This window comes from Streptomyces sp. NBC_00876, from assembly GCF_045207435.1.
GTDB lineage: Bacteria > Actinomycetota > Actinomycetes > Streptomycetales > Streptomycetaceae > Streptomyces.
Map to the genome: position 1 here is coordinate 1,900,627 of NZ_CP108800.1, position 26,529 is coordinate 1,927,155.

The window sequence follows — 26,529 nt, forward strand, 5'->3', positions numbered from 1 at the left end:
CGAAGCCGGTGGTGCGGGCCGCCGACTTGGATGTTGCGGGCGGCCGTTTGCGGGCAGGCTGGCGGGATGACGTTCTCCGTGGCACATCTCAGCGATCCCCACCTCACCACCGGCGCCCTGGCCGCCGAACCGGCGGCCGGTCTCGACCGGGCGCTGCGCCGGGTGCTCGCACTCGACCCGCTGCCCGACTGTGTGGTGATCACCGGCGATCTCGCCGACCGGGGCACGCCCGCGGAGTACGCCCTGCTGCGTGAGGTGATCGGGAGGTTTCCGTTGCCGCTTTATCTGGTGGCGGGCAATCACGACGACTCGGCGGCGCTGCTGGACGCGTTCGGCGGCACGGCGTTCGTGGGCGGGTGCGGGGCCGGGGGCAAGGAGGTGTACTACGCCGTGGACCGCCCGGCGCTCACGGTGACCGTCCTGGACTCGGCGGTGCCCGGCTCCCCCGGAGGGCAGCTGGGGGCGGAGCAGCTGGAGTGGCTGGACGGCGCGCTCTCCCGCAGGCCCGGAGTCCCGGCCCTCGTGTGTCTGCATCATCCGCCGGTGCCGGTCGGGATCCCTTTCCTGGACGGGATGCGGCTGGCGGACGGCGATGCGCTGGCCGAGGTGGTCGCGGCCCACCCGAACGTCGTCCGGGTCCTGGCCGGCCATCTCCACCGTCCGGTCACCGCCGCCTTCGCGGGCAGCGTGCTGGCCGTGGCGCCCAGCACCTTTCGGCAGAGCGGCCTGGCGCTGCGCGACAACGTGCCCGGCTATCTGCCGGAGCCGACGTCGTTCCTGCTGCATCTGCTCGCGGGCGATGCGTGGGTCACCCATACCGTGCCGGTCAGCCATGCGGCCGGAGTCCTGGCCGGGTACTGACGCGCGCCGGGCCCCGTGCCAGAATCCGGGCGTGATGCTGCGAACCGCCACCCGCCAGGACCTGCCCGCCGTGCTCGCTCTCCTCGCCGACGAGGAGAAGGCCGTCGACCCCGCCTCGGTCGTCGTCGACGCGGCCTACGAGAAGGCGTTCGCCGAGATCACGGAGGATCCGCGCAACGAGATCCTGGTGCTGGTGGACGGCGACACGGTGGTGGGGTGCCTTCAGGCGACGTACATCCCCGGGCTCGGCAGGCATGGTGCCGAGCGGGCCCTGATCGAGGCCGTGCGGATCCGGCCCGATCTGCGCGGCGGCGGGCTCGGGCGGGAGCTGATGGAGCGGACCGTCGAGCGGGCGAGGCGGCGGGGGTGTGCGCTGGTGCAGCTGACCAGTGGCAAGCGCCGGGTGGACGCGCACCGCTTCTACACCTCGCTGGGCTTCACCGCGAGCCACGAGGGTTTCAAGCTCGCTCTCTGACCGGTCCGCGGCGGCCGCCGGGGGCCCCGGGCTCGCCACCCCTCCGATAGTTGAGCGCTGCTTCACCTTCCCCCCGAGAAGAACTAAGTGGACCTTCACGGTCCGGCGGGCCGACACTTCGGACATGACATCGCCCGCACCCTCCCGCCCGCACCCCTTCGGCCGCGCCCTCTGTGCCATGGTCACGCCGTTCACCGCCGCCGGAGACCTCGACCCGGACGCCGCCGCCGAGCACGCCGCCGCGCTGGTCGCCGGGGGCTGCGACGGTCTGGTGCTCAGCGGCACCACCGGGGAGTCGCCGACCACCTCCGACGCCGAGAAGGCGGCGCTGCTGCGCGCGGTGCGCGAGACGGTCGGCGCGGACGTGGCGGTGATCGCGGGCGTCGGGGTCGCGGACACCCGGCACACCGTGGAACTGGCCCGGCAGGCGGAACAGGCGGGCGCCGACGGCCTGCTGGTCGTGACCCCGTACTACAGCAGGCCGCCGCAGGCCGCCGTCGAGGCGCACTTCCTGCGGGTCGCCGACGCGGCCGGCCTTCCGCTGATGCTGTACGACATCCCCGGCCGCACCGGCACCCGCATCGAGCCGGAGACGATGCTGCGGCTGGCGGAGCACCCGCGCATCGTGGCGGTGAAGGACTGTTCGTACGACCTGCTGGGTGCGACGAAGGTGATCGCCGCCACCTCGCTCGCCTACTACTCGGGGTGCGAGGAGCTGAATCTGCCGCTGTACGCGGTGGGCGGGGCGGGCTACGTCAGCACGGTGGCCAATGTGGTGCCCGGCCGGCTGCGCGCCGTACTGGACGCCTTCGACGCCGGGGACACCGCCGGGGCGGCGCGGCTGAACGCTCTGCTGGCCCCGCTCACGGAGCTGATGATGGCGTCCGGGCTGCCCGGCACGGTGACCGCGAAGGCGCTGCTGGGCGCGGGCCCGGTCCGGGAACCGCTGCAGCCCGCCGGGCGCGAGGCGTCCGACGGGCTGCGGAGGGCGTACCAGGAACTGCTCGCCGCGGGTTAGCCGTTGCTGTGCAGGACGTCGTTGAGACCGTCCCAGACCGCGTTGTTCGGGCGGGCCTCGACGGCGCCGGTCACCGAGTTGCGGCGGAAGAGGATGTTCGAGGCGCCGGAGAGCTCGCGCGCCTTGACGATCTGACCGTCCGGCAGGGTGACCCGGGTACCGGCGGTGACGTACAGACCGGCCTCGACGACGCACTCGTCGCCGAGCGCGATCCCGACCCCGGCCTCCGCGCCGACCAGGCAGCGCTCGCCGATCACGATGCGCTCCTTGCCGCCGCCGGAGAGCGTGCCCATCGTGGAGGCGCCGCCGCCGATGTCGGAGCCGTTGCCGACGACGACGCCCGCGGAGATCCGGCCCTCGACCATCGACGTGCCGAGGGTGCCGGCGTTGAAGTTGACGAAGCCCTCGTGCATGACGGTGGTGCCCGGGGCGAGGTGCGCACCGAGCCGCACCCGGTCGGCGTCGGCGATCCGGACGCCCTTCGGCGCGACGTAGTCCGTCATGCGCGGGAACTTGTCGACCGAGGTGACCTGGAGGTGCAGGCCCTCCGCGCGGGCGTTCAGCCGGACCTTCTCCAGGTCGTCGACGGCGACCGGGCCGAGCGAGGTCCAGGCCACGTTGGTGAGCAGGCCGAAGACGCCGTCGAGGTTCTGCCCGTGCGGCTGGACCAGACGGTGCGAGAGCAGGTGCAGGCGCAGGTACGCGTCGTGCGCGTCGAGCGGCTTGTCGTCCAGCGAGGCGATGACCGTGCGGACGGCGACGACCTCGACCCCGCGGCGGGCGTCCACGCCGATGGCCTTGGCGGCGCCCTCGCCGAGCAGGTTGACGGCACGGTCGGGAGTGAGCCGCTCGGTTCCGGCCGGTCCGGGCTCGGCGGTGAGCTCGGGCGCGGGGAACCAGGTGTCGAGAACGGATCCGTCGCCGGCGATGGTGGCGAGGCCGGCGGCGACGGCGCCGGTGGTACGGGGGGAAGTCGTGTCGGTCATGACCAGAACCTAACCGGCCGGGGCCCGCCCCGGCGAACCGGTCTCAGCGTCCGGGCGTCGCGAACCCCTCGTACGCGTACAGCCCCCGGCCTCACCCGCCACGCCACCCCGTCAGCGGTCCGGGACGCGGCCGGGAGGGGTCCGGGCGACGGCTCCGGCCGTTGGATCCCGCCCGGCAGGGCCCCGGTCCACGCGGTCAGCCGCTGATCCGGCCCAGCATCTCCCGCGCGTACGCCTCGTCGTAGACGCCGCCGGTGAGCAGCACCTGCAGACAGATCCCGTCCATCAGCGCGACGAGGGCCCGCGCGGTGGCCGGGTCGGTGCGCGGCGCCAGGAGCGCGGCCGTGGCGTCGGTCCACTCGGCCGCGACCGGGCGCAGCGCGGGCCTGCGCAGGGCGGCGAGGTAGAGCTCGTACTCCAGCTCCGCCTTGCCGCGGCCGCCGCCGAAGAACTCCCCCAGCAGCCGGGCGAGTTCGGTGGCGAGGTCGGCGGCCGGGTCGGCGAGGGCCGGGCTCTGCCGCATGAGCGTGGCGAAGTTCTCGTTCGACCGGCGCAGTGCGGCGATCAGCAGTTCGTCCAGCGAGGCGAAGTGGTACGTGGTCGAGCCGAGCGGCACATCGGCCTCGGCGGCGACGGAGCGGTGGCTGAGCCCGGCGATCCCCTTGGCGCCGGCCACCCGGATCGCCGCGTCGATGATCCGGTCGCGCCGCTCGGGGTCGTACCGCCGTGCCATCAGTGCGCCCCGCCCAGGTTGAGGACCACCACACCGGCGATGATCAGGGCGATGCCCGCCGCCTTGACCAGACTGCCGGACTCTCCCATGAAGAGCATGCCGATGACGGCGATGGCGGCCGTGCCGATCCCGGCCCATATCGCGTACGCCGTCCCCATCGACATCGTCTTGAGTGTCTGGGCGAGCAGCGAGAAGGCCAGCAGATAGCCGGCGACGGTGATCAGCGAGGGCCACAGCCGGGTGAATCCCTCGCTGTACTTCATGGCCGTCGTCCCGGCCACCTCTGCCGCGATGGCCGCGGCAAGCAGTCCATATCCCATGTGTACGAGTGTACGCAACGCCGGGTGCGCACCGCCCGGGACCGGGGCGGCGGCGGGGCGCTACCGTGGTCCGTCCAGCACATGCCAGTTCATGATCGACTGACCGACGGAGCAGCAGTGGCGCAGGACGCAGGGTGGGGCGGCGGTCCCTATGGGGGCGCGCCGTACGGGGGACCTCCGGGGCAGCCCGGTTGGGGCGGCTGGGGCGGGGGCTGGATGCCGCCGAAGCCCGGGGTGATACCCCTGGGGCCGTTGAGGCTCGGGGACATACTCGGTGGCGCGTTCTCCACCGTGGGCCGCTACGGCAAGCAGCTGTTCGGCATCGGCGCGGCCGTGTACGGCGGTGCGCTTGCGGTGGTCGCGGCCTCGCTCGCGATCGCCTACTCCGCCGTGGCGGACCATCTGGACCGGATCCTGGAGCTCGGCTCCGAGGAGAACCCGCGCTCGGAGGACTGGGTGCCGGCCGCCGTCGCCTTCGGCTCGGTCGCGCTGGTGGGCCTGCTCGCGCTCGCGGTCTCCACGGCACTGATGTACGCGGCCGTACCCGCGATCCTCCAGGAGGCGGTCCTGGGCCGGCCGACCACCTTCTCCGCCGTCTGGCGACGCGCCTGGGCACGGATGCCCGCCGTGACCGGAACGGTCCTGCTGACCTGGCTGATCGCCATGGTCCCGCTGCTGCTCGCCTGGGCGGCGTTCATCGCCTTCGTCATCGGCATGGTCAGCATGGACGGCGACAGCAGCCCGCTCGTCATGATCCTGATCGGCCTGATCGGCGTCCTGGCGACGGGGCCGCTGGTGACGTGGCTCTGGGTGAAGTTCAGCCTGGCGCCCTCGGCCGTCGTCTTCGAGAACCAGGGACCCATCGCCGCGCTGCGCCGGTCCTCCCGGCTGGTGCGCGGGGACTGGTGGCGGATCTTCGGGATCACCCTGCTGGCAGGCGCCATCGCGGGTGTCACCAGCTATCTGATCCAGCTGCCGTTCTCGCTGCTCGGCATGTTCTCCGGCATGCTCGGCTCCATGAATCTGGGGGACGACCCCAATCCCGCCTCGGTCGTCGTCGCCATGAGCGGTTACATACTGGCCCTGCTGCTCGGCCAGTTGGTCAGCCAGCTGATCGTGGCCACGTTCCCGCCGCTGGTGACCGGACTGCTGTACGTCGACCGCCGGATCCGCACCGAGAACCTGGGCCCGGTCCTCGCCGAGGCCGCCGCGGTGCCCCCGCAGTACACGGCGTAGGGCACGCCCGAGGCAACGACCGTGCCCGCCGGTCCGTCCGGCGGGCACGGCCGGTCGCGTACGGACCGGCCCAAAGCCTCCGGACCGGCCAGAGCCGCCGGACCGGCTCAGCCGTTGACGGTGAACCAGGTCGCGCGGGACTTCTTCCACTCGTCGTGGTCGAGGTCCTTGGCCTCCGTGCCGTCGCCGTAGAGGTCCGCCGATCCGGCGTCGGTGATCAGCTGCGCCCGCGCGCCGGGCACCGTCAGGTCCGGCACGTCGACGATGGCCTCCCAGCCGCCCGGGTCGGCGGTCGGCAGGTCGAGCCGCTTCACCGGCGCGTGGGCGGCGACGCCGTCCCAGGAGTAGAGGGCGTACGGGTCGGAGTTGTCGTCGGCGGCCCAGGAACCGGCCACGATCAGGTACTGGTCGGCGGAGTTCTTGCGGATGTCGCGGATGCTGAGGCCGCCGAGGTCCAGCTCGATGGGGGTGCCGATGACCGCCTTCGCTCCGGAGCCGGCCACCTTGTCGAAGTTGGTGACGGGCACGATCAGCGCTTTGCCGCCCGACTTCGGCGGGACGAGCGGGGCGCGGAAGCCGAGGTAGGCGGTGGTGGTCGAGCCGGGGGCGAACTCCAGGCCCTCGATGTTGAACCCGTCGATCTGCTTGGGCGCTTCACCGTCGGCGGTTCCCGCGGCGAAGCCGTAGCGGTTGCCGTTGTTCTTGTCCCAGGCGACGAGGTCGTCCCGGAGCTTCTTGTAGGAGCCGCCGACGGTCAGCTGGGTGGACGCGCCGGAGCCGCTCACCGTCGTCGTGAAGACGGTGTTGCGGTCGGACTTGTACTCGCCGTCCTTGTTGTTGCCCAGTGAACCCGTCCAGTAGACGGTGTTCCCGACCCGGGCCGCGCCCTCGATGTCGATCTCCTTGTCGACGCCCAGCTTCGAGGCGACGTCCCAGGTCCGCACGGGGGCGCCGGAGACCGAACGGTCGTAGAGGCGCAGGGTGTTGGACTCGTCGTCGGCGACCACCACGTAGCCGTCCCCGGCGTCGACGGCGGCCGAGGAGTCGGAGGACCCGGTGAGGTAGCGGGTGTCGGAGGCGTTCTGCACGGCGGCGGAGGCCGCGAAGTGCAGCGTCCTGGTGGCGGTCTTGCCGCCGAGGCCGGTGACCTTGATGGTGAGGTCGGTGTAGCCGCGGGCGTGGGCGGCGACGCGGAGCTGCCGGGTGGCGCCGGTGCCGGTCACGGTGACGTCCCCGGTGGCGGCGACGGACGTCTTGGAGCTGGCGGACGCGGCCACACCGAGCGCGGTGACGTCGGCGCCGCTCTGCGCGACGGTGACCGTCACGACGGGGTCGGCGGTGGCGCCGACGGCGCCGGAGAGATAGCCGGCCGACAGGGTGATCGTCGGCGTTCCGTAGCTCGCGGCGTGCGCGGGGGCGCCGAGACCCAGGGCGGCCAGCGCCAGGGCGCCTCCCGCGGCGGCGACGGTCCGGCGGTGGCGGAGGACAAGGTGATGCGGCACGGCGTACCTCTCGTCGGCGTGGTGTCGAGGAGTAGGTTCCGGCTCCCGTGCCAACGGACGGCACACGCCACGCGTACGCCGGACGAACAAAGCCGAACGGCCCCCGACTCGCGCCGGGGGCCGTTCACACTCGTACGGGGGTGCTCAGACGTTGAAGCCCAGCGCGCGCAGCTGCTCGCGGCCGTCGTCCGTGATCTTGTCCGGGCCCCACGGCGGCATCCAGACCCAGTTGATCCGGAGCTCGTTGACGATGCCGTCGGTGGCGGACTTCGCCTGGTCCTCGATGACATCGGTCAGCGGACAGGCCGCGGACGTCAGGGTCATGTCGAGGGTGGCGATGTTGGCGTCATCGATGTGGATGCCGTAGATGAGGCCCAGATTGACGACGTCGATGCCCAGCTCGGGGTCGACCACGTCGTACAGCGCCTCGCGGACCTCCTCCTCGGAGGCCGGCTTGGTGGTAAGAGTCTCGTTCTCGCTCATGCCGTCTTCCCTTCGGACAGCGCCTTCGCCGTCGCGTCCTTCCACGCCATCCAGCTGAGCAGCGCGCACTTGACCCGGGCCGGGTACTTGGAGACACCGGCGAACGCGACCGCGTCCTCCAGTACCTCCTCCATCGCGTCGTCCGGCTCCAGCTGACCCTTGGACTGCATCAGTTCCAGGAACGCGGCCTGGATCTTCTGCGCCTCGCCCAGTTCCTTGCCGACCAGCAGCTCGTTCAGCACGGAGGCGCTGGCCTGGCTGATGGAGCAGCCCTGACCCTCGTAACTCACGTCGGCGATGGTCTCGCCGTCGTACCGCACCCGCAACGTGATCTCGTCACCGCACGTCGGATTGACGTGATGCACCTCGGCGTCGCCGTCCCGCAGGCCGCGCCCGTGGGGGTGCTTGTAGTGGTCCAGGATCACTTCCTGGTACATGGAATCAAGCTTCACGAGTCAGTCCTCAGCCGCTGTCTAACCGAAAAAGTTCCGGACGTGTTCCAGACCGTCCACCAGGGCGTCGACCTCGGCGGGCGTGGAGTACAGATAGAACGACGCTCGCGTCGTCGCAGGAATTCCGTACCGCAGGCAGACCGGCCGTGCGCAGTGGTGTCCGACCCGGACCGCGATGCCCAGCTCGTCGAGCACCTGGCCCACATCGTGCGGGTGGATGTCGCCGAGCGTGAAGGAGATCGTGGCGCCACGGTCCTCCGCGGTGGCCGGACCGATGATCTTCAGGTCCGGGACCTCCAGCAGACGCTTCACCGCGTACGCGGTGATGGCCTGCTCATGGCGGTGGATGTTCTCCATGCCGATCGCCGAGAGGTAGTCCACGGCCGCGCCGAGGCCGACGGCCTGGGCGATCGGGGGCGTACCGGCCTCGAACTTGTGCGGCGCGGGGGCGTACGTCGACGAGTGCATCGACACGGTCTCGATCATCTCGCCGCCACCGAGGAACGGCGGCAGGTCTTCCAGGAGCTCCTGCCGTCCCCAGAGCACGCCGATGCCGGTCGGTCCGACCATCTTGTGGCCGGTGAAGGCCACGAAGTCGGCCTGCAGCGCCTGCACGTCGAGCACCATGTGCGGGGCGGCCTGCGAGGCGTCGATGCAGACCAGCGCGCCGACTTCCTGGGCGCGCCGGACGATCTGCTCGACCGGGTTGATCGTGCCCATGATGTTCGAGACCAGCGTGAAGGAGACGATCTTCGTCTTCTCGGTGATGATCTCGTTGATGTCGGACAGGTCGAGCCGGCCGTCGTCCGTGATGCCGAACCACTTCAGCTTCGCGCCGGTGCGCTGCGAGAGCAGCTGCCACGGCACGATGTTGGAGTGGTGCTCCATCTCCGTGGTGACGATCTCGGTCTCGTGGTCGACCCGGTAGGGCTCATCGGCCCAGCCGAGCATGTTGGCCACGAGGTTGAGCGACTCCGAGGCGTTCTTGGTGAAGATCACCTCGTTGCGGCTGGGCGCGTTGATGAACGCGGCGACCTTGTCACGGGCGCCCTCGTACAGCGCCGTGGCCTCCTCCGCGATCGTGTACACGCCGCGGTGCACATTGGCGTTGTGCCGCTCGTAGTACTCGTTGAGGGCATCGAGCACCTGGCGCGGCTTCTGCGAGGTCGCAGCGCTGTCCAGATAAACGATCTTCTTCCCGTCGTGGACCGTACGATCCAGCAGGGGGAAGTCCTTGCGGATCGCCTCGGTGTCGAGGAGGCCCGGCAGCTGTGTCACGCGGAAGCGCCACCCTTCACATATGCCTCGTAGCCCTCGTTCTCCAGCTTGTCGGCGAGCTCGGCGCCACCGGACTCGGCGATCCGGCCGTTGGCGAACACGTGGACGAAGTCGGGCTTGATGTACCGGAGGATCCGGGTGTAGTGCGTGATCAGCAGGGTGCCGACCTCACCGGTCTCGCGGACCCGGTTGACGCCCTCGGAGACGATGCGCAGGGCATCGACGTCGAGGCCGGAGTCGGTCTCGTCGAGGATCGCGACCTTCGGCTTGAGGAGCTCGAGCTGAAGGATCTCGTGGCGCTTCTTCTCGCCGCCGGAGAAGCCCTCGTTGACGTTGCGCTCGGCGAAGGACGGGTCCATCTGGAGGCCGGCCATCGTCTCCTTGACCTCCTTCACCCAGGTACGCAGCTTGGGCGCCTCGCCGCGGATCGCGGTGGCGGAGGTGCGCAGGAAGTTGGAGACCGAGACACCGGGGATCTCGACGGGGTACTGCATGGCGAGGAACAGGCCGGCACGGGCGCGCTCGTCGACGGACATCTCCAGGACGTCCTCGCCGTCCAGCGTCACGGTGCCGCTGGTGATCGTGTACTTGGGGTGACCCGCCAGCGAGTAGGCGAGGGTGGACTTGCCGGACCCGTTGGGGCCCATGATGGCGTGGGTCTCGCCCTGCTTCACGGTCAGGTCGACGCCCTTGAGGATCTCCTTCGTGGCGTTGTCGGCCTCGACGGTGACGTGCAGGTCGCGGATTTCAAGCGTTGCCATGGGTGACTCAGGACTCCTGGGTGACGGAGACGAGCACATCGTCCCCTTCGATCTTGACGGGGTATACGGGGACGGGGCGCGTCGCGGGAAGGCCGGACGGCTTGCCGGTGCGCAGGTCGAAGCTCGATCCGTGCAGCCAGCACTCGATCATGCAGTCCTCGACCTCGCCCTCGGACAGGGAGACGTTCGCGTGCGAGCAGATGTCGTTGATCGCGAACACCTCGCCCTCGGTGCGGACGACGGACACCGGCGTGCCGTCGAGCTCCACCCGCTTGGGGGTGTCGTCCTCCAGCTCGCTCAGCGCACAGGCTTTGACGAAGGCCATCAGACCGACGCCTTCAGCTCGGTCTCGATCTTGTCGAGGAGACGGGCTTCGACGTCCGGCAGACCGATCTGCTGGACCAGCTCGGCGAAGAAGCCGCGCACGACCAGGCGGCGGGCCTCCTCGGCCGGGATGCCGCGCGACTGGAGGTAGAACAGCTGCTCGTCGTCGAAGCGGCCGGTCGCCGAGGCGTGGCCGGCGCCGACGATCTCGCCGGTCTCGATCTCCAGGTTCGGCACCGAGTCGACCCGTGCACCGTCGGTCAGAACCAGGTTGCGGTTCATCTCGTAGGTGTCGGTGCCCTCGGCACTGGCCTGGATGAGGACGTCGCCGATCCAGACGGCGTGCGCGCCCTCGCCCTGCAGCGCGCCCTTGTACGCCACGTTGGACTTGCAGTGCGGGGCGTTGTGGTCGACCAGGAGGCGGTGCTCCTGGTGCTGGCCCTTGTCGGTGAAGTACAGGCCGAAGAGCTCGGCCTCGCCGCCGGTGCCCGCGTAGGCGATCCGCGGGTGGAGCCGGACGAGGTCGCCGCCGAAGGTGACGACGATGGACTTGAAGGAGGCGTCCCGGCCGATCAGCGCGTTGTGCTGGCCGACGTGGACGGCCTGCTCGTCCCAGTCCTGGACGGAGACGACGGTCAGCTTGGCACCGTCGCCCAGGACGTAGTCGACGTTGGCGGCGAGCACCGTGTCACCGGTGTGGTCGATGACGACGACGGCCTCGGCGAAGGCGCCCAGCTCGATGACCTGGTGGCCGTAGGCCACACCGCCCTCGCCGTGCACGGCGATCCGGATCGGCTCGGTGAGCACGGCCTCCTTGGCGACCGTGACGACGGATGCCTGCTCGAAGGACGAGTAGGCCTGCGCCGCGACCCGGTCCACCGGCGTACCGGCCTTGCCCAGGCGGGCGTCGTCGCGGCCGACGGTCTCGACCGTGACGCCCTCGGGTGCCTCGACGGCGACCTTCACGCCGCCGCCGGTGGCGACGGCCGTGCCGTCGTGGAGCCCGCGCAGCCGCTCCAGCGGAGTGAACCGCCACTCCTCCTCGCGGCCGTGCGGGACCGGGAAGTCCGCGACGTCGAAGGACGGGGGCGCGCTCATGCGCGTGGCGACGGTCGACTCGGCGGCCACCGCGATCGAGCCGGCGGTGGTGGAGCCCGCCGGAGTGTTCTGAGCCTCAGCCATGGCTGTCGTAGTGCTCGCTTTCTCAGTCAAATGTCAGGGGGACTCGGTCGGTGGCGTTACTAGCCGACCGAACCCTCCATCTGCAGCTCGATCAGCCGGTTGAGCTCGAGGGCGTACTCCATCGGGAGCTCCTTCGCGATCGGCTCGACGAAGCCGCGCACGATCATCGCCATCGCCTCGAACTCGGTCATGCCGCGGCTCATCAGGTAGAAGAGCTGGTCCTCGGAGACCTTGGAGACGGTCGCCTCGTGGCCCATCGACACGTCGTCCTCGCGGACGTCGACGTACGGGTAGGTGTCCGAGCGCGAGATCGTGTCGACCAGCAGCGCGTCGCAGAGCACGTTGGACTTGGAGCCCGGCGCACCCTCACCGATCTCGATCAGACCGCGGTAGGAGGTACGGCCGCCGCCTCGCGCCACCGACTTGGAGACGATGTTGGAGGAGGTGTTCGGAGCCATGTGGACCATCTTGGCGCCGGCGTCCTGGTGCTGGCCCTCGCCCGCGAAGGCGATGGACAGCGTCTCGCCCTTGGCGTGCTCGCCCATCAGGTAGACGGCCGGGTACTTCATGGTGACCTTGGAGCCGATGTTGCCGTCGACCCACTCCATGGTCGCGCCCTCGTAGGCCACGGCGCGCTTGGTGACCAGGTTGTAGACGTTGTTCGACCAGTTCTGGATCGTCGTGTAGCGGCAGCGGCCGCCCTTCTTCACGATGATCTCGACGACCGCGGAGTGCAGGGAGTCCGAGGAGTAGATCGGCGCGGTGCAGCCCTCGACGTAGTGGACGTAGGCGTCCTCGTCGACGATGATCAGCGTCCGCTCGAACTGGCCCATGTTCTCCGTGTTGATACGGAAGTAGGCCTGGAGCGGGATCTCGACGTGCACGCCCTTCGGCACGTAGATGAACGAGCCACCGGACCACACGGCCGAGTTCAGCGAGGCGAACTTGTTGTCGCCGACCGGGATGACGGTGCCGAAGTACTCCTTGAAGAGCTCCGGGTGCTCCTTCAGCGCGGTGTCGGTGTCCATGAAGATGACACCCTGCGCCTCCAGCTCCTCGTTGATCTGGTGGTAGACGACCTCGGACTCGTACTGCGCGGCGACACCGGCGACGAGGCGCTGCTTCTCCGCCTCCGGGATGCCGAGCTTGTCGTACGTGTTCTTGATGTCCTCGGGCAGGTCCTCCCAGGACTCCGCCTGCTTCTCCGTCGAACGGACGAAGTACTTGATGTTGTCGAAGTCGATGCCCGACAGGTCCGAGCCCCAGTTGGGCATGGGCTTCTTGCCGAAGAGCTTGAGGCCCTTGAGCCGCAGCTTCAGCATCCACTCGGGCTCGTTCTTCTTCGCCGAGATGTCGCGGACGACGGCCTCGGAGAGGCCGCGCTTGGCCGCTGCGCCTGCCGCGTCGGAGTCGGCCCAACCGAATTCGTACGTGCCCAGGCCATCGAGCTCAGGGTGGGCAGTCTCCGTAGGGAGCGTCATGCGGGGTTCCTCCCGGCCGTGCTTGCTGATGCTGAATTGGTGGTCTGTGGGGTGGGGTGGCCGCTGCGCGGAATGTACGTCGTACACACCCCGTCGCCGTGGGCGATGGTGGCCAGACGCTGCACATGGGTCCCCAGGAGGCTGGAGAAGATCTCCGTCTCCGCCTCGCACAGCTGCGGGTACTGCTCGGCGACGTGTGCCACCGGGCAGTGGTGCTGACACAGCTGTTCACCCTGCTGCGGGCCCGGCGCGCTTCGCGCCGTAGCAGCGTACCCGTCGGCGGACAAGGCCTTGGCCAGAGCCTCCGTACGGGTCTCGGGCTCCGCGGCCTCGATCGCGGCACGGTAGGACGCCGACTGGTCGGCGACCCTGGCCCGCGCGAACGCCATGACCGCCGCATCGCCCGAGGTCTCGGCGATCCAGCGCAGCGCGTCCGCGGCGAGCGCGTCGTAGGACTGGTCGAAGGCGTCCCTGCCGCAGTCGGTCAGGGCGAACACCTTGGCCGGACGGCCACGGGTCCGCGCCCCGTACACCCGCTGCTCACGGGCCTCGACGACATCGTCGGAGACGAGTGCGTCGAGATGACGGCGGACGGCGGCCTGGGTGAGCCCCAGGCGCTTCGCCAGGTCGGCGACGGTGGACGGGCCGTGGTCCAGGATGGAGCGCGCGACCCGGTTGCGCGTCGAGCGCTCACCGGTCGCGAGTTCCTCCTGCGGAGCCTCGCCAACGTATTTCACAACGCCATTGTTGCGTAATTCCCTCGGCCCTGACAACCACGGTCCGGAACGATCAAGGGTGGAATCGATCACTTAGGGTTACCTAATCAAGCCCCCGGGCCGGGGTGCGGCGGACGGCTGCCTAGACTTACCGCCCATGAAGAGCGAGCCCGCCTCACCCCCCTCCGGCCCGGCTGTCCAGGTCCGCGGCCTGGTGAAGCGGTACGGCGGCAGGACCGCAGTGGACGGCCTGGACCTGGAGGTCTCGGCCGGTGCGGTCACCGCCGTCCTCGGCCCCAACGGTGCCGGGAAGACCACCACGATCGAGACCTGCGAGGGCTACCGCCGCCCCGACGGCGGGACGGTACGGGTCCTGGGCCTCGACCCCATCGCCGACGCGGCGCGGCTGCGCCCCCGGATCGGCGTGATGCTCCAGTCGGGCGGCGTCTACTCCGGCGCCCGCGCCGACGAGATGCTGCGCCACATGGCGAAACTGCACGCCCACCCGCTGGACGTGGACGCCCTGATCGAGCGCCTGGGCCTGGGCGGCTGCGGCCGCACCGCCTACCGCAGGCTCTCCGGCGGCCAGCAGCAGCGGCTCGCCCTGGCCATGGCCGTCGTCGGCCGCCCCGAGCTGGTCTTCCTGGACGAGCCGACCGCGGGCCTCGACCCGCAGGCCCGCCGCTCCACCTGGGACCTCGTACGGGAACTGCGCACCGACGGCGTCAGCGTCGTCCTCACCACCCACTTCATGGACGAGGCCGAGGAGCTCGCCGACGACGTCGCCATCATCGACGCGGGCCGGCTCATCGCCCAGGGCAGCCCCGAGACGCTCTGCCGCGGCGGCGCCGAGAACACCCTGCGCTTCACCGGCCGCCCCGGGCTCGACCTCGACTCCCTGCTGAAGGCGCTGCCCGACGGTACTGAGGCGGCCGAGCTCGCCACCGGCACGTACCGCATCACCGGCCAGGTCGACCCGCAGCTGCTGGCCACCGTCACCTCCTGGTGCGCGCAGAACGGCGTGATGCCCTCCGGCATCTCCGTCGAGCGCCACACCCTGGAGGACGTCTTCCTCGAACTGACCGGCAAGGAGCTGCGCGCATGAGCGCCGGTACGTACACCCCCCGGCCGGGCGCCGCCCCGCTGCCCCGCATGATCGCGGCGCAGACGGCGCTGGAGACGCGGATGCTGCTGCGCAACGGCGAACAGCTGCTGCTGACGGTGGTCATCCCGACGCTGCTGCTGGTGCTGTTCAGCGCCGTCGACATCGTGGACACCGGCTCGGGCGAGTCGGTCGACTTCCTGACCCCCGGCATCCTCGCGCTCGCCGTGATGTCCACGGCCTTCACCGGCCAGGCCATCGCCACCGGTTTCGAGCGGCGCTACGGGGTGCTCAAGCGGCTCGGCGCGTCGCCGCTGCCCCGCTGGGCGCTGATGACCGCCAAGACCCTCGCCGTGCTGGTCACCGAGGTCCTCCAGGTCGTCCTGCTGACGGTGATCGCCTTCGCGCTGGGCTGGTCGCCGCACGGCAACCCGTTCGCCGTACTGCTGCTCCTGATCCTGGGGACCGCCGCGTTCTCCGGGCTCGGACTGCTGATGGCCGGCACGCTGAAGGCGGAGGCGACGCTGGCCGCCGCCAACCTGGTCTTCCTGCTGCTGCTCGTCGGCGGCGGGGTCATCGTGCCGCTGGACAAGTTCCCGGACGCGGTGCAGTCGGTACTGGCGCTGCTGCCGATCGCGGCCCTCTCGGACGGGCTCAGGGACGTCCTGCAGCACGGCGCCGCGATGCCCTGGGGCGACCTGGGAATCCTCACGGTCTGGGCGGTACTCGCACTGGGCGCGGCGGCGAGGTTCTTCCGCTGGGAGTGAGCCCGCGGCTGCGCTGAGTCGACGTTTCAGGCAACTCGTCCCCCTCGTGAAAGCTTGCACAAGCGGCCGCCTACGATGGTGCGCGTGCCCAAGCTGACCCGAGCCGAAGTCGCTCAAGCCCTGCGCAACCCGCTCCAGTACATCGCCGAACGCTGGACCCCGTCCCCCCGGACGGTCCGCCGTGCGGCCATGTCGGCCGTCGTCATGGCCGTCGCCATCGTCGTCACGGGTGGCGCCGTGCGGCTGACCGGTTCGGGCCTCGGCTGCCCGACCTGGCCCAAGTGCACCGACGAGAGCCTGACGGCGACCAGCGAGATGGGCTTCCACGGCGCCATCGAGTTCGGCAACCGGATGCTCACCTACGTCCTGTGCGCGGCGGTCGGCTGGGCGATCATCGCCGCCCGGTCCGCCAAACCGTGGCGGCGCAGCCTCACCCGGCTCGGCTGGATCCAGTTCTGGGTGGTGATGGGCAACGCCGTCCTCGGCGGCATCGTCGTGCTGGTCGGCCTCAACCCGTACACCGTCGCGGCCCACTTCCTGCTCTCCACCGCGCTGCTCACGGTCGCCCTGGTCACCTGGCAGCGGACCCGCGAGGGCGATGAGGCGCCACGTCCGCTGGTCGGCAAGGCGGTCGCGCAGCTGACCTGGCTGCTGGTCGTCGCGGCGGGTCTGCTCGTCGCGGTCGGCACGGTGGTCACGGGGGCCGGCCGGCACGCCGGTGACTCCAGCGACGTCCACCGCATCCCGATCGACTGGAAGACGATCGCCCAGCTGCACGCCGATCTGGCGTGGGTCGTGGTGGCGCTGACCGTCGCGCTCTGGTTCGTCCTGAAGGCCGTCGACGCGCCCGTGGGCCCGCTGCACCGCGCGCGGGACCTGTTCCTGATCCTGATGGCGCAGGGGCTGGTGGGGTATGTGCAGTACTTCACCGACACGCCGGAGATCCTGGTCGGGCTGCACATGTTCGGCTCGTGCCTGGTGTGGATCGGTGTGGTGCGCGTCCTGCTGTCGCTGCGCGAGCGGCCGGTGGCCGTCGCCCCGGTGCCCGGCCCGGCGGCCGAACGTCCGGAGCCGGCCACCGCGGGCTGACCCCGCCGGTCACCCGCCCCGGGCCCACTCCTGCGCACCCGCGTCCAGCAGCTCCGCGATCCGGGCGCGGTCCGGCAGCGGCCCGTGGTCGCCGGTGACCCGCAGCGCGGCGCCCGCGGTGAGATGCCCCAGCCGCAGCGCCCGTACGGTGTCCTCGCCACGCAGCAGCCCGGCGAGGAACCCGGCGGCGAACGCGTCACCGGCGCCGACCGGTTCGACGACGTCGACCGCGGGCGCGGGCACGGTGTGGACCCGGTCGCCGTCGAAGGCGGTGGCGGCCCGCCCGCCGTCCTTGACGACGAGGACGCGCGGCTGGGGAAGCAGCGCCCGTACGGCGGCCGCGTCGGCCAGCTCCTCGCCCCACAGCGCCTGCGCCTCGTCGAGACCGACGAAGGTGATGTCCGCCTGCCGGGCGAGGGCCAGCAGTGCACCGGGCGCCGCGCCGTCCGGCCACAGGGCGGGCCGGTGGTTGACGTCGAAACTGACCGGGCGGGTCCGTTCGGCGGCCGGGGGCTCCAGCAGAGCGGCCACCAGGTCGCGGCAGCCCTCGGAGAGCGCGGGCGTGATGCCGCTGAGGTGGATGAGCCCGGCGGTTCGCACCGCCTCCTCGTCCAGCAGGTCCGGGGTCAGGGCCGAGGCCGCGGAGCCGCGGCGGTAGTAGTGGACCCGAGTGCCGTCGGTGCCGGGGTCCTTGACCAGCAGTCCGGTCGGGCGGTGCGGATCGGTGCGCACCCCGCTGACGTCGACGCCGGACGCGGCCACCTCGCCGCGGATCCGGCGGCCGAACGGGTCGTCGCCGAGCGCGGAGACCCAGCGGGCGGGCACCCCGTGGCCGGCGAGGTACATCGCCACATTGGATTCGGCGCCCGCGATCCGTACACCGAGCTGATCCGCGCCCTCCAGCGGCGCGGCCGGTTCCGGCACCAGCGCAACCATCGTCTCCCCGATGCAGACCACCGGGGGCCGGACCTGCGGACGCTCGGTCGGGGTCGTGCTCGCGGTCATGCGGAGCTTCCCTGCCTTTGGGCCGCGGGCAGGCGTACGGCGTCGAGGAAGGCGCGGGTGCGCTCGCGCAGCGCGTCGGCGCTGCCGCCGTCGGCGGCGTCGCCGATCAGCGGGGAGCCGACGCCCACGGCGGTCGCGCCCCGGGCGAGATAGGCGCGGGCCGCTTCGTCGTCCACTCCCCCGACCGGGACGAACGGCGCGTCGGGGAACGGCCCGCGCAGCGCCTCGAGATAGCCGGGGCCGCCGGCCTGTGCGGCGGGGAAGAGCTTGTACGCGTCGGCGCCGAGCCGCTGCGCTGCGACGATGTCGCTCGGGGTCATCACTCCGGCCAGCACGGGCAGCCCGAGACGCTTCGCCTCGGTGACGCCCTCGCAGACGGCCGGCGTGACGACGAAGTCCGCTCCCGCCTCGCGGACCGCGGCCGCGTCCTCGGCGGTCAGGACGGTGCCCGCGCCGAGCGGTGCGGCGGGGCCGAGGGCGGCGCGGGCCCGGCGGATGACATCGAGTGCGTCCGTGCCGCTGAGGGAGACCTCGATGAGCGCGAGTCCCTCCTCGGCCAGGGTGAGTACGGTCCTGAGTGCGGCGTCCGCGTCGGCGCCGCGCACGATGGCGACGATCCGGTGGGTGCGCAGCGCGGTCAGCAGCTCCACGTGCGGGTTTCCTTCCTCTTCTGCCGGCCGGTCGGCCGGCCGGGCGCTGTGGTCGCCACGGCGCTCACCACTCGGCGAAGGCGCCGTCGTCGTGGCGCCAGACCGGGTTGCGCCAGGCGTGCCCGGCACGGTCGGCCGCGCGTACGGCGGCCTCGTCGACGGTGACGCCGAGCCCCGGCCGATCGGTCCGCCGGGCGTGGCCCGCCTCGAAGCGGAACGGTTCGGTGTCCACGACGTAGCTGAGCAGGTCGGCGTCCTTGTTGTAGTGGATGCCCCTGCTCTGTTCCTGGATGAGGAAGTTCGGGGTGGCGAAGGCGATCTGGAGACTGGCCGCGAGGGCGATCGGGCCGAGCGGGCAGTGCGGGGCGAGCTGCACCCCGAAGGTCTCGGCGAGCGAGCCGATGCGGTGCACCTCGGAGATGCCCCCGGCGTGCGAGGGGTCCGGCTGGGCGACCGCGATCCCGGCCGTCAGCGCGGGCAGGAAATCGGCCCGCCCGTAGAGCCGTTCGCCCGTGGCGATGGGGACGCAGGTGGCGCCGACGAGCGCGGGCAGCAGATGCCCCTGCTCGGGGAGGAGCGGTTCCTCGACGAACAGCGGATGCAGCGGCTCGATGGCGTGCAGCACCCGGCGGGCCCCGGCCGGTCCGAACCGGCCGTGCATGTCGATGGCGACGTCGCGGCCGGGGCCGAGCACCTCGCGGGCGACGGCGACCCGTTCGACGACGGCGGCGGTGTCGGCGGGGGCGGGCAGCGGTGAGGTGCGGCCCGCCGCGTTCATCTTGACGGCGGTGAAGCCGGCCTCGACCTGGGCGGTGATCTCCTCGGCGAGCTGGGCGGGTTCGTCGCCGCCCACCCAGGCGTAGACGCGGACCCGGTCGCGCACGGGGCCGCCGAGCAGGGCGTGCACGGGGGCGCCGTACGTCTTTCCGGCGATGTCCCACAGGGCCTGGTCGATTCCGGCGACGGCGCTGGAGAGGACCGGGCCTCCCCGGTAGAAGCCGCCCTTGCTGAGCACCTGCCAGTGGTCCTGGATGCGCAGCGGGTCCTGGCCGATCAGGTATTCGGCGAGGACGTCGACGGCAGCGCGGACCACCTCGGCCCGGCCCTCGACCACGGGTTCGCCCCAGCCGACGACGCCCTCGTCGGTCTCGATCCGGCAGAACAGCCAGCGCGGCGGGACGAGGAAGGTCTCGATACGTGTGATCTTCACCGGTCCGCGTTCCCCTCGTCACGTGTGGTCTTCACCGGTCGGCATCCCTCTCATCACGTGTGATCCTCATCGGTCCGTGTCCCCTTCGTCGCCGGCGTCGGCGCCGTGTACCCGGTCGAGGTCGCGGACCGCCTGGTCGAGCAGGGCCCGCATGGCGCGTTCGGCGGCGGCCGGGTCCCGGTCGCGCACGGCGTCCAGGACGGCCCGGTGGCTGGGTACCGGGTCCTCGCCGTGCCGGGAGCTGTGCACGATCTCGTCACGGTGGGCGAGGCCGGACTCGATGACCATCTCCATGCGTTCCAGCAGTTCGTTGTGGGTGGCCGCGAGGAGGGCTCGGTGGAAGGCGAGGTCCGCCGCGACCGCGTGGGCCGCGCCGCCCTCCTGCTCGCCCATCGCGGTGATCGCCGCTTCGAGGGTGACCAGGTCCGCCTCGGTGCGGCGTTCGGCGGCCAGCCGGACGGCGGCCGGCTCGATGATGCCGCGGACCTCGCCGAGGTTGCGCAGCAGTGCCGCCTCCGCGCCGGCGTCGGCGCCGCCGGCGAACTGCCAGCGCAGCACGTCCGCGTCGAGCAGGTTCCAGTCGGAGCGGGGCCTGACGAAGGTGCCGCGCTTCTGGCGCGCGTCGACGATCCCCTTGGCCGCGAGGACCTTCAGGGACTCGCGCAGGGCGGTCAGGCTGACGTCGAGCTCGCCCTGGAGCGCCACGAGGTCGAGTGTCGCCCCTTCGGGGATCTCGCCGCTCAGGACCCGGCGCGCGAGGGTCTCCACGGTCTGGCCGTGCACTCCGCGGCGCGCGTATGGCGTCATGTCCGGGTGCCTTTCTGCTGGGGGACGGATACGGCGGCGGTCAGGCCGAGGCCTTGACGACGGACCAGCCGCCGTCCACGAGCAGGCTCGATCCGGTGATGTAGGACGCCTCGTCGGCGGCGAGGAAGGCGATGGCCGCGGCCGCCTCCTCGGGGGTGCCGAACCGGCCCGCGGCCGTCTCGGTGACGCTCTTGCGCCGGTCCTCCTCCGCCACCCGGTCCCAGGCCGCGGTGAGGATGGGGCCGGGCAGCACGGCGTTGACCCGCACCTCGGGCCCGTACTCCACCGCGAGCTGTCCGCACAGGGAGAGCAGCGCCCCCTTGGACGCGGCGTAGGCGGGGTGTCCGGGGATGCCCTTGTGGGCGTGGACGGAGGAGGTCAGTACCGCGGCGCCGCGCTGTGCGCGCAGGTCGGGCAGGACCGCGCGGAAGCCGAGGAAGGTTCCGGTGAGGTTGACCGCGAGCTGGCGCTCCCAGGAGGCGACGGTCATCTCGTGGGCGGGGGTGACGTCGACCGTGTAGGCGTTGCTCACCAGGACGCCGACGGGTCCGAAGGCGTGCGCGGCGGTCACGGCCCGCTGCCAGTCGGCCTCGTCGGAGACGTCCGTACGGACGAAGAGGGCCCTGCCGCCCCCGCTGCGAATGGATTCGGCGACGCTCTCGCCGAGATCCTGCGCGATGTCCGCGAGGATCACCGCGGCGCCTTCGGCGGCGAGCCGTACGGCGGTGGCCGCGCCGATGCCCGAGGCGGCTCCGGTGACGACGGCGACCTTGCCGGCGAAGCGGGGGTACGTGTTCATGGGGCGGGTCGGCTCCTCGGATTCTGGGCGTGCTGTCGGCCGCCGGGCTGGATACAGCGTGCCGGTGCGGGAAGGAGACAGTCAAGATTAATTACTAATTAAGTAGAACTCGCGCCCATGGAACGGGGACAACACGGCGGAGGCCGGTCGGACAGGTGTCCGACCGGCCTCCGCCGTCGTGTGTGCGCCGGGCCCGCGCGGCCGCTGTCAGGCCTGGTCGGCCGGGCCGCCGATCTGGATGCCGGCCATCCGGGTCCACTCGTACGGACCCGTGTGGACCTTCGCGGCGAACTCACCGTCGAAGGAGTCGTGCATCGTGATCCCGGACTTCTGCGTGGCGCTCTCGGCGACCGCGTACGAGGGAGCGACCAGATCACCCCAGCGGCCGTCCTCGCCGACGAGGACGATGCGGGTGCCCGTCTGCCCGATGTAGGCGAGCTGCCCCTCGGCACCGCCGTGCTTCTTCGCGAAGGCGCCGATCTGCTTGGCCAGCCTGGCCGCCCTGCGCTCCGCGCGCGCCGCCTGCTTGCCGTCCACCTGCTGGGTCTCAGCCGTCTCTGCCATGCACAGGATGCTACCGAGCGGTAGATCAACGTGCGACGGGCGGGGACCGTGGCGTGGGCCACGCTCCCCGCCCGTCGGCAGGTCCAGCAGGGGGTGCTACCTCAGGAAGGGGTCCACCGCCACGGCGACGAACAGCAGCGACACATAGGTGATCGACCAGTGGAACAGCCGCATCTCCTTGAGCTTCGCCCCGGCCACCCCGGCCTTGGCCCGGCTCTGCAGGCCATGGGCCTCCCAGAGCCAGAAGCCGCCCGTCAGCAGCGCCACCGCCGTGTAGAACCAGCCGGTGTAGCCCAGCGGGGTCAGCAGCAGCGAAACGGCGACCATCACCCAGCTGTAGATGACGATCTGGCGCGCCACCACTCGATTGGAGGCAATCACCGGAAGCATCGGAACGCCGACCCGCGCGTAGTCCTCCTTCACCTTCATGGAAAGCGGCCAGTAGTGCGGCGGCGTCCAGAAGAAGATGACGGCGAACAGAATCACCGCGGCCCATGACATCGAATTCGTCACGGCCGACCAGCCGATGAGGACCGGCATACAGCCCGCGATACCGCCCCAGACGATGTTCTGCGAGGTACGGCGCTTCAACAGCATCGTGTACACGACGACGTAGAAAAGCAGGGCCCCGAGCGACAGTGCCGCCGACAGCCAGTTGACCAGCAGACCGAACCAGACCGTGGAGACGACCGCGAGGCCGATGCCGAACGCCAGACACTCGCGCGGGCTCACCATCCCGGTGACCAGCGGGCGCTGCGACGTGCGGTCCATCAGCGCGTCGATGTCGCGGTCGATGTACATGTTCAGCGCATTGGCACCGCCGGCGGACAGGAATCCGCCGATGGTGGTAGTGAGCACGAGCCACAGGTCGGGTACACCCTGAGCGGCCAGGAACATCACCGGAACAGTGGTGATCAGCAACAGCTCGATGATCCGAGGCTTGGTCAGTGCCACGAATGCCTTGACCCGGGCCCCGAACGGGCGATGGCCCCCTGGGCTCGGAGTCAAGGCGACCCCTGCGGGTCGGGACTCGACGGCCGTCACGCACACCCCTGACAGAGAAATCCCAGCAAGCTCCGGGCGTGAAGGCCCAGTAAAGACTTGCGCGAACCAGACCACTGTAGACGTTGGGGACAGGCCGTCCTTCGCGGGGGTGGGGTCGTGTTGATGTGGCGCGAAGGGGTAGTGCGGCGCATCCGCGAACACGCTCGCCCGAAGGGGCGTCACGGGGGTATTGCGGAGTGTTCCCACCGGTCGCCCAGGAGCACGCCGGCGCACTGTTCGGAGCACCTCAGGAGTGAGTCCCGACGCTCATCGGAGTGGCCCATCAGTGAGGCCCGGCGCTCATACGGGAGGCGAATTCGGCGGGCCGCCCGCACCCTTGAAGGAGCCGGAAATCGCGGGTGCGGACGGGGGTAGGCTCGACAACGCCCGGTGCGGTCACAGCCACCGGTTTACAACAGTGGAGAGGAGCCCTGACTCAGGGTGAGCACCAAGCCGACCACCACAGACCTCCAGTGGACCGAATTGGACCAGCGGGCCGTGGACACCGTCCGCGTCCTCGCCGCGGACGCCGTACAGAAGGTCGGAAACGGCCACCCGGGTACGGCCATGAGCCTGGCTCCCGCCGCGTACACCATCTTCCAGAAGGTGATGCGGCACGACCCCGCCGACGCGGAGTGGACCGGCCGCGACCGGTTCGTGCTCTCGGCGGGCCACACCAGCCTGACGCTGTACATCCAGCTCTACCTGGCCGGGTACGGCCTGGAGCTCGATGACCTGAAGGCCTTCCGCACCTGGGGCTCCAAGACCCCGGGCCACCCGGAGTACGGCCACACCACGGGCGTGGAGACGACGACCGGCCCGCTGGGCCAGGGTGTCGCCAACGCCGTGGGCATGGCCATGGCGGCCCGCTACGAGCGCGGCCTGTTCGACCCGGAGGCGGCCCCCGGCACCTCCCCCTTCGACCACATGGTGTGGGCCATCGCCGGCGACGGCTGCCTCCAGGAGGGCATCTCCGCGGAGGCGTCCTCGCTGGCCGGGCACCAGAAGCTGGGCAACCTGGTCCTGCTGTGGGACGACAACCACATCTCCATCGAGGGCGACACGGAGACCGCGGTCTCCGAGGACACCCTCAAGCGCTACGAGGCGTACGGCTGGCACGTCCAGCGCGTCGAGCAGCTGCCCAGCGGCGACCTGGACCCGGCGGGTCTGTACAAGGCGCTGCTGGCCGCCAAGGCCGAGACCGGGCGCCCGTCGTTCATCGCGGCCCGCTCGATCATCGCCTGGCCCGCGCCGAGCGCCCAGAACACCGAGGCCTCGCACGGCTCCGCGCTCGGCGACGACGAGGTCGCCGCGACCAAGCGGGTGCTGGGCTTCGACCCGGAGAAGACCTTCGAGGTCGCCGACGAGGTCATCGCGCACACCCGTGAGGCGCTGGACCGCGGCCGCGAGGCCAAGGCCGAGTGGGAGAAGTCCTTCGCCGCCTGGCGCACCGCCAGCCCGGAGCGCGCCGCCGAGTTCGACCGGATCTCCGCGGGCGAGCTGCCCGAGGGCTGGGAGGACGCCCTCCCCGTCTTCGAGCCCGGCAAGGGTGTCGCCACCCGCGCCGCCTCCGGCAAGGTGCTCCAGGCGCTCGGCGACATCGTTCCCGAGCTGTGGGGCGGCTCCGCCGACCTGGCCGGCTCGAACAACACCACGATCGACAAGACGTCGTCGTTCCTCCCGGCCGGCAACCCGCTGCCGGAGGCCGACCCGTACGGCCGCACGATCCACTTCGGCATCCGCGAGCACGCCATGGCCGCGGCCATGAACGGCATCGCGCTGCACGGCAACACCCGCATCTACGGCGGCACCTTCCTGGTGTTCTCCGACTACATGCGCAACGCCGTACGGCTGTCCGCGCTGATGCACCTGCCGGTGACGTACGTGTGGACGCACGACTCGATCGGTCTCGGCGAGGACGGCCCGACCCACCAGCCGGTGGAGCACCTGGCCTCGCTGCGCGCCATCCCGGGCCTGAACGTCGTGCGCCCGGCCGACGCCAACGAGACGACCATCGCCTGGCGCGAGATCCTGCGCCGCTACACCAAGGTGTTCGGCAAGGGCGCTCCGCACGGTCTGGCGCTGACCCGCCAGGGCGTGCCGACGTACGAGGCGAACGAGGGCGTGACCAAGGGCGGCTACGTGCTGTTCGAGGCCGAGGGCGGCGAGCCCCAGGTCCTGCTGATCGGTACGGGCTCCGAGGTGCACCTCGCCGTCGAGGCGCGCGAGGAGCTCCAGGCCGCCGGCATCCCGACCCGCGTCGTCTCGATGCCGTGCGTCGAGTGGTTCGAGGAGCAGGACCAGGCCTACAAGGACAGCGTTCTGCCGCCGTCCGTGAGGGCCCGGGTCGCCGTCGAGGCGGGCATCGGTCTCACCTGGTACCGCTACGTCGGGGACGCCGGCCGGATCGTCTCGCTGGAGCACTTCGGTGCCTCGGCCGACGCCAAGGTCCTCTTCCGCGAGTTCGGCTTCACCGGCGAGGCCGTCGCCTCGGCCGCCCGGGAATCTCTCGCGGCCGTCACGCGCTGACGCCGTTATACGACTAGTAGGAGATGCAATTCTCATGACAGACGCACTCAAGCGCCTCTCCGACGAGGGCGTGGCGATCTGGCTCGATGACCTGTCCCGCACACGGATCACCTCCGGCAACCTCGCCGAGCTGATCGACCAGAGTCACGTCGTGGGTGTCACGACCAACCCGTCGATCTTCCAGAAGGCGATCTCCCAGGGCCACGGTTACGACCAGCAGCTCACGGACCTCGCCACCCGCAAGGTCACCGTGGACGAGGCCATCCGCATGATCACGACGGCGGACGTCCGTGACGCCGCCGACATCCTGCGTCCCGTCTTCGACACCACGGACGGCCAGGACGGCCGGGTCTCCATCGAGGTCGACCCGCGTCTGGCCCACCACACGGCGGCCACGGTCGCCGAGGCCAAGCAGCTGGCCTGGCTGGTGGACCGGCCGAACACACTCATCAAGATCCCGGCGACGAAGGCCGGCCTGCCGGCCATCACCGAGGTCATCGGCAAGGGCATCAGCGTCAACGTCACGCTGATCTTCTCGCTGGAGCGCTACCGCGAGGTCATGGACGCCTACCTGGCGGGCCTGGAGAAGGCGAAGGCCGCGGGCCTGGACCTGTCCAAGATCCACTCGGTCGCCTCGTTCTTCGTCTCCCGCGTGGACTCCGAGATCGACAAGCGTCTCGACGCCGTCGGCACCGACGAGGCCAAGGCGCTGAAGGGCAAGGCGGCTCTCGCCAATGCCCGGCTCGCCTACCAGGCGTACGAGGAGGTCTTCTCCTCGGACCGCTGGGCCGCGCTCGACAAGGCGCACGCCAACAAGCAGCGTCCGCTGTGGGCCTCCACCGGTGTGAAGGACCCCGCGTACAAGGACACGCTGTACGTGGACGACCTGGTCGCGCCCGGCACGGTGAACACCATGCCGGAGGCCACCCTGGACGCCACCGCGGACCACGGGCAGATCACGGGCAACACGATCGCCGGCACCTACGAGCAGGCCCGTGCCGAGCTCGACGCCGTCGAGAAGCTGGGTGTCTCGTACGACGACGTCGTCCAGCTCCTCGAGGACGAGGGCGTCGAGAAGTTCGAGGCCGCCTGGATCGACCTGCTCAACTCGACCGAGGCAGAGCTCAAGCGCCTCGCCCCTTCGGAGGGCTGACC

28 protein-coding genes are annotated in these 26,529 nt (G+C 70.9%); 9 read left to right on the forward strand and 19 right to left on the reverse strand.

Annotated features, from left to right (window positions below):
• Positions 1-66 precede the first annotated feature (66 nt).
• The 3 genes from OG782_RS08330 (at position 67) to dapA (ending at position 2,354) form a co-directional block, all read left to right on the forward strand.
• Positions 67-861 (forward strand): phosphodiesterase, encoded by a 795-nt coding sequence (locus tag OG782_RS08330; RefSeq protein ID WP_406448860.1) that lies wholly within the window; start codon positions 67-69, stop codon positions 859-861.
• Positions 862-895: 34 nt separating this feature from the next.
• Complete coding sequence (locus tag OG782_RS08335; protein ID WP_406458916.1) at positions 896-1,336, forward strand: GNAT family N-acetyltransferase; 441 nt, start codon at positions 896-898, stop codon at positions 1,334-1,336.
• A 124-nt stretch (positions 1,337-1,460) separates the two neighbouring features.
• Positions 1,461-2,354: a 4-hydroxy-tetrahydrodipicolinate synthase gene (dapA, locus tag OG782_RS08340; protein WP_406448862.1), complete on the forward strand. Its 894-nt coding sequence runs from the start codon at positions 1,461-1,463 to the stop codon at positions 2,352-2,354.
• On the opposite strand, the gene dapD is transcribed toward dapA, so the two are convergent.
• The 3 genes from dapD to OG782_RS08355 form a co-directional block, all read right to left on the reverse strand.
• Positions 2,351-3,340, reverse strand: a complete 990-nt coding sequence (gene dapD / locus OG782_RS08345) for a 2,3,4,5-tetrahydropyridine-2,6-dicarboxylate N-succinyltransferase (RefSeq protein ID WP_406448864.1) — start codon at positions 3,338-3,340, stop codon at positions 2,351-2,353. The two genes, dapA and dapD, sit on opposite strands and share 4 nt — an antisense overlap.
• A gap of 196 nt (positions 3,341-3,536) precedes the next feature.
• Entirely contained in the window at positions 3,537-4,073 is a 537-nt protein-coding gene (locus OG782_RS08350; RefSeq protein ID WP_406448866.1) for a TetR/AcrR family transcriptional regulator, read from the reverse strand.
• Positions 4,073-4,393 carry a DMT family transporter gene (locus tag OG782_RS08355; protein ID WP_406448868.1) on the reverse strand — a complete coding sequence of 107 codons (321 nt, stop codon included), beginning with the start codon at positions 4,391-4,393 and terminating at the stop codon, positions 4,073-4,075. Before OG782_RS08355 ends, OG782_RS08350 begins: the two co-directional genes overlap by 1 nt.
• Before the next feature lie 216 nt (positions 4,394-4,609).
• On the opposite strand from OG782_RS08355, the gene OG782_RS08360 reads away from it, so the two are divergent.
• Positions 4,610-5,629 (forward strand): hypothetical protein, encoded by a 1,020-nt coding sequence (locus OG782_RS08360; RefSeq protein ID WP_406448870.1) that lies wholly within the window; start codon positions 4,610-4,612, stop codon positions 5,627-5,629.
• 107 nt (positions 5,630-5,736) lie between these two features.
• Here OG782_RS08360 and OG782_RS08365 read toward each other — a convergent pair whose 3' ends face one another.
• The 9 genes from OG782_RS08365 to OG782_RS08405 all read right to left on the reverse strand — a co-directional run bounded on the left by OG782_RS08365 (position 5,737) and on the right by OG782_RS08405 (position 13,829).
• Positions 5,737-7,131 (reverse strand): hypothetical protein, encoded by a 1,395-nt coding sequence (locus OG782_RS08365; RefSeq protein ID WP_406448872.1) that lies wholly within the window; start codon positions 7,129-7,131, stop codon positions 5,737-5,739.
• A 144-nt stretch (positions 7,132-7,275) separates the two neighbouring features.
• Positions 7,276-7,614, reverse strand: a complete 339-nt coding sequence (locus tag OG782_RS08370; RefSeq protein ID WP_014156915.1) for a metal-sulfur cluster assembly factor — start codon at positions 7,612-7,614, stop codon at positions 7,276-7,278.
• Complete coding sequence (gene sufU, locus OG782_RS08375; RefSeq protein WP_024492621.1) at positions 7,611-8,066, reverse strand: Fe-S cluster assembly sulfur transfer protein SufU; 456 nt, start codon at positions 8,064-8,066, stop codon at positions 7,611-7,613. Before sufU ends, OG782_RS08370 begins: the two co-directional genes overlap by 4 nt.
• Before the next feature lie 21 nt (positions 8,067-8,087).
• Positions 8,088-9,344 (reverse strand): cysteine desulfurase, encoded by a 1,257-nt coding sequence (locus tag OG782_RS08380; RefSeq protein ID WP_406448875.1) that lies wholly within the window; start codon positions 9,342-9,344, stop codon positions 8,088-8,090.
• A complete protein-coding gene (gene sufC / locus OG782_RS08385) occupies positions 9,341-10,105 on the reverse strand; it encodes a Fe-S cluster assembly ATPase SufC (RefSeq protein ID WP_406448877.1) in 765 nt (254 codons plus the stop codon). Before sufC ends, OG782_RS08380 begins: the two co-directional genes overlap by 4 nt.
• A 7-nt stretch (positions 10,106-10,112) precedes the next feature.
• Positions 10,113-10,430 carry a bifunctional 3-phenylpropionate/cinnamic acid dioxygenase ferredoxin subunit gene (locus OG782_RS08390; RefSeq protein WP_073720274.1) on the reverse strand — a complete coding sequence of 106 codons (318 nt, stop codon included), beginning with the start codon at positions 10,428-10,430 and terminating at the stop codon, positions 10,113-10,115.
• The gene (gene sufD / locus OG782_RS08395) at positions 10,430-11,611 is read right to left on the reverse strand and encodes a Fe-S cluster assembly protein SufD (protein WP_406448879.1); all 1,182 of its coding nucleotides are present in this window, start codon (positions 11,609-11,611) and stop codon (positions 10,430-10,432) included. Before sufD ends, OG782_RS08390 begins: the two co-directional genes overlap by 1 nt.
• Before the next feature lie 59 nt (positions 11,612-11,670).
• Positions 11,671-13,092, reverse strand: a complete 1,422-nt coding sequence (gene sufB / locus OG782_RS08400; protein ID WP_406448881.1) for a Fe-S cluster assembly protein SufB — start codon at positions 13,090-13,092, stop codon at positions 11,671-11,673.
• On the reverse strand, positions 13,089-13,829 hold the full coding sequence (locus OG782_RS08405) for a helix-turn-helix transcriptional regulator (RefSeq protein ID WP_406448882.1): 741 nt from the start codon (positions 13,827-13,829) through the stop codon (positions 13,089-13,091). The genes sufB and OG782_RS08405 overlap by 4 nt, the downstream gene beginning before the upstream one ends.
• 136 nt (positions 13,830-13,965) lie before the next feature.
• Between OG782_RS08405 and OG782_RS08410 the strand changes: the two genes are divergently transcribed.
• From OG782_RS08410 to OG782_RS08420, 3 genes are all read left to right on the forward strand, one after another.
• Entirely contained in the window at positions 13,966-14,913 is a 948-nt protein-coding gene (locus tag OG782_RS08410; protein WP_406448884.1) for an ABC transporter ATP-binding protein, read from the forward strand.
• Positions 14,910-15,677, forward strand: a complete 768-nt coding sequence (locus tag OG782_RS08415) for an ABC transporter permease (RefSeq protein ID WP_406448886.1) — start codon at positions 14,910-14,912, stop codon at positions 15,675-15,677. The genes OG782_RS08410 and OG782_RS08415 overlap by 4 nt, the downstream gene beginning before the upstream one ends.
• Positions 15,678-15,752: 75 nt before the next feature.
• On the forward strand, positions 15,753-16,766 hold the full coding sequence (locus tag OG782_RS08420; RefSeq protein ID WP_406448888.1) for a COX15/CtaA family protein: 1,014 nt from the start codon (positions 15,753-15,755) through the stop codon (positions 16,764-16,766).
• 9 nt (positions 16,767-16,775) lie between these two features.
• Here the strand turns inward: OG782_RS08420 and OG782_RS08425 are convergent, their stop codons facing one another.
• From OG782_RS08425 to OG782_RS08455, 7 genes are all read right to left on the reverse strand, one after another.
• Positions 16,776-17,771, reverse strand: a complete 996-nt coding sequence (locus OG782_RS08425) for a sugar kinase (RefSeq protein WP_406448890.1) — start codon at positions 17,769-17,771, stop codon at positions 16,776-16,778.
• On the reverse strand, positions 17,768-18,421 hold the full coding sequence (locus OG782_RS08430; RefSeq protein WP_406448892.1) for a bifunctional 4-hydroxy-2-oxoglutarate aldolase/2-dehydro-3-deoxy-phosphogluconate aldolase: 654 nt from the start codon (positions 18,419-18,421) through the stop codon (positions 17,768-17,770). The genes OG782_RS08425 and OG782_RS08430 overlap by 4 nt, the downstream gene beginning before the upstream one ends.
• A 64-nt stretch (positions 18,422-18,485) precedes the next feature.
• Positions 18,486-19,631: a galactonate dehydratase gene (gene dgoD, locus OG782_RS08435; protein WP_406448894.1), complete on the reverse strand. Its 1,146-nt coding sequence runs from the start codon at positions 19,629-19,631 to the stop codon at positions 18,486-18,488.
• A gap of 66 nt (positions 19,632-19,697) precedes the next feature.
• Positions 19,698-20,438: a FadR/GntR family transcriptional regulator gene (locus tag OG782_RS08440; RefSeq protein ID WP_406448896.1), complete on the reverse strand. Its 741-nt coding sequence runs from the start codon at positions 20,436-20,438 to the stop codon at positions 19,698-19,700.
• A gap of 40 nt (positions 20,439-20,478) precedes the next feature.
• A complete protein-coding gene (locus OG782_RS08445; RefSeq protein WP_406448898.1) occupies positions 20,479-21,237 on the reverse strand; it encodes an SDR family NAD(P)-dependent oxidoreductase in 759 nt (252 codons plus the stop codon).
• A gap of 207 nt (positions 21,238-21,444) precedes the next feature.
• Entirely contained in the window at positions 21,445-21,801 is a 357-nt protein-coding gene (locus OG782_RS08450; protein WP_406448900.1) for a hypothetical protein, read from the reverse strand.
• Between the two features lie 96 nt (positions 21,802-21,897).
• Complete coding sequence (locus tag OG782_RS08455) at positions 21,898-22,851, reverse strand: heme o synthase (protein WP_406458918.1); 954 nt, start codon at positions 22,849-22,851, stop codon at positions 21,898-21,900.
• A 435-nt stretch (positions 22,852-23,286) separates the two neighbouring features.
• Here OG782_RS08455 and tkt point away from each other — a divergent pair, with 435 nt between their 5' ends.
• Both tkt and tal read left to right on the forward strand, forming a co-directional pair.
• Positions 23,287-25,374 (forward strand): transketolase, encoded by a 2,088-nt coding sequence (gene tkt / locus OG782_RS08460; RefSeq protein ID WP_406448902.1) that lies wholly within the window; start codon positions 23,287-23,289, stop codon positions 25,372-25,374.
• Between the two features lie 34 nt (positions 25,375-25,408).
• Positions 25,409-26,527, forward strand: a complete 1,119-nt coding sequence (gene tal, locus OG782_RS08465) for a transaldolase (protein WP_406448904.1) — start codon at positions 25,409-25,411, stop codon at positions 26,525-26,527.
• Positions 26,528-26,529: the final 2 nt, after the last annotated feature.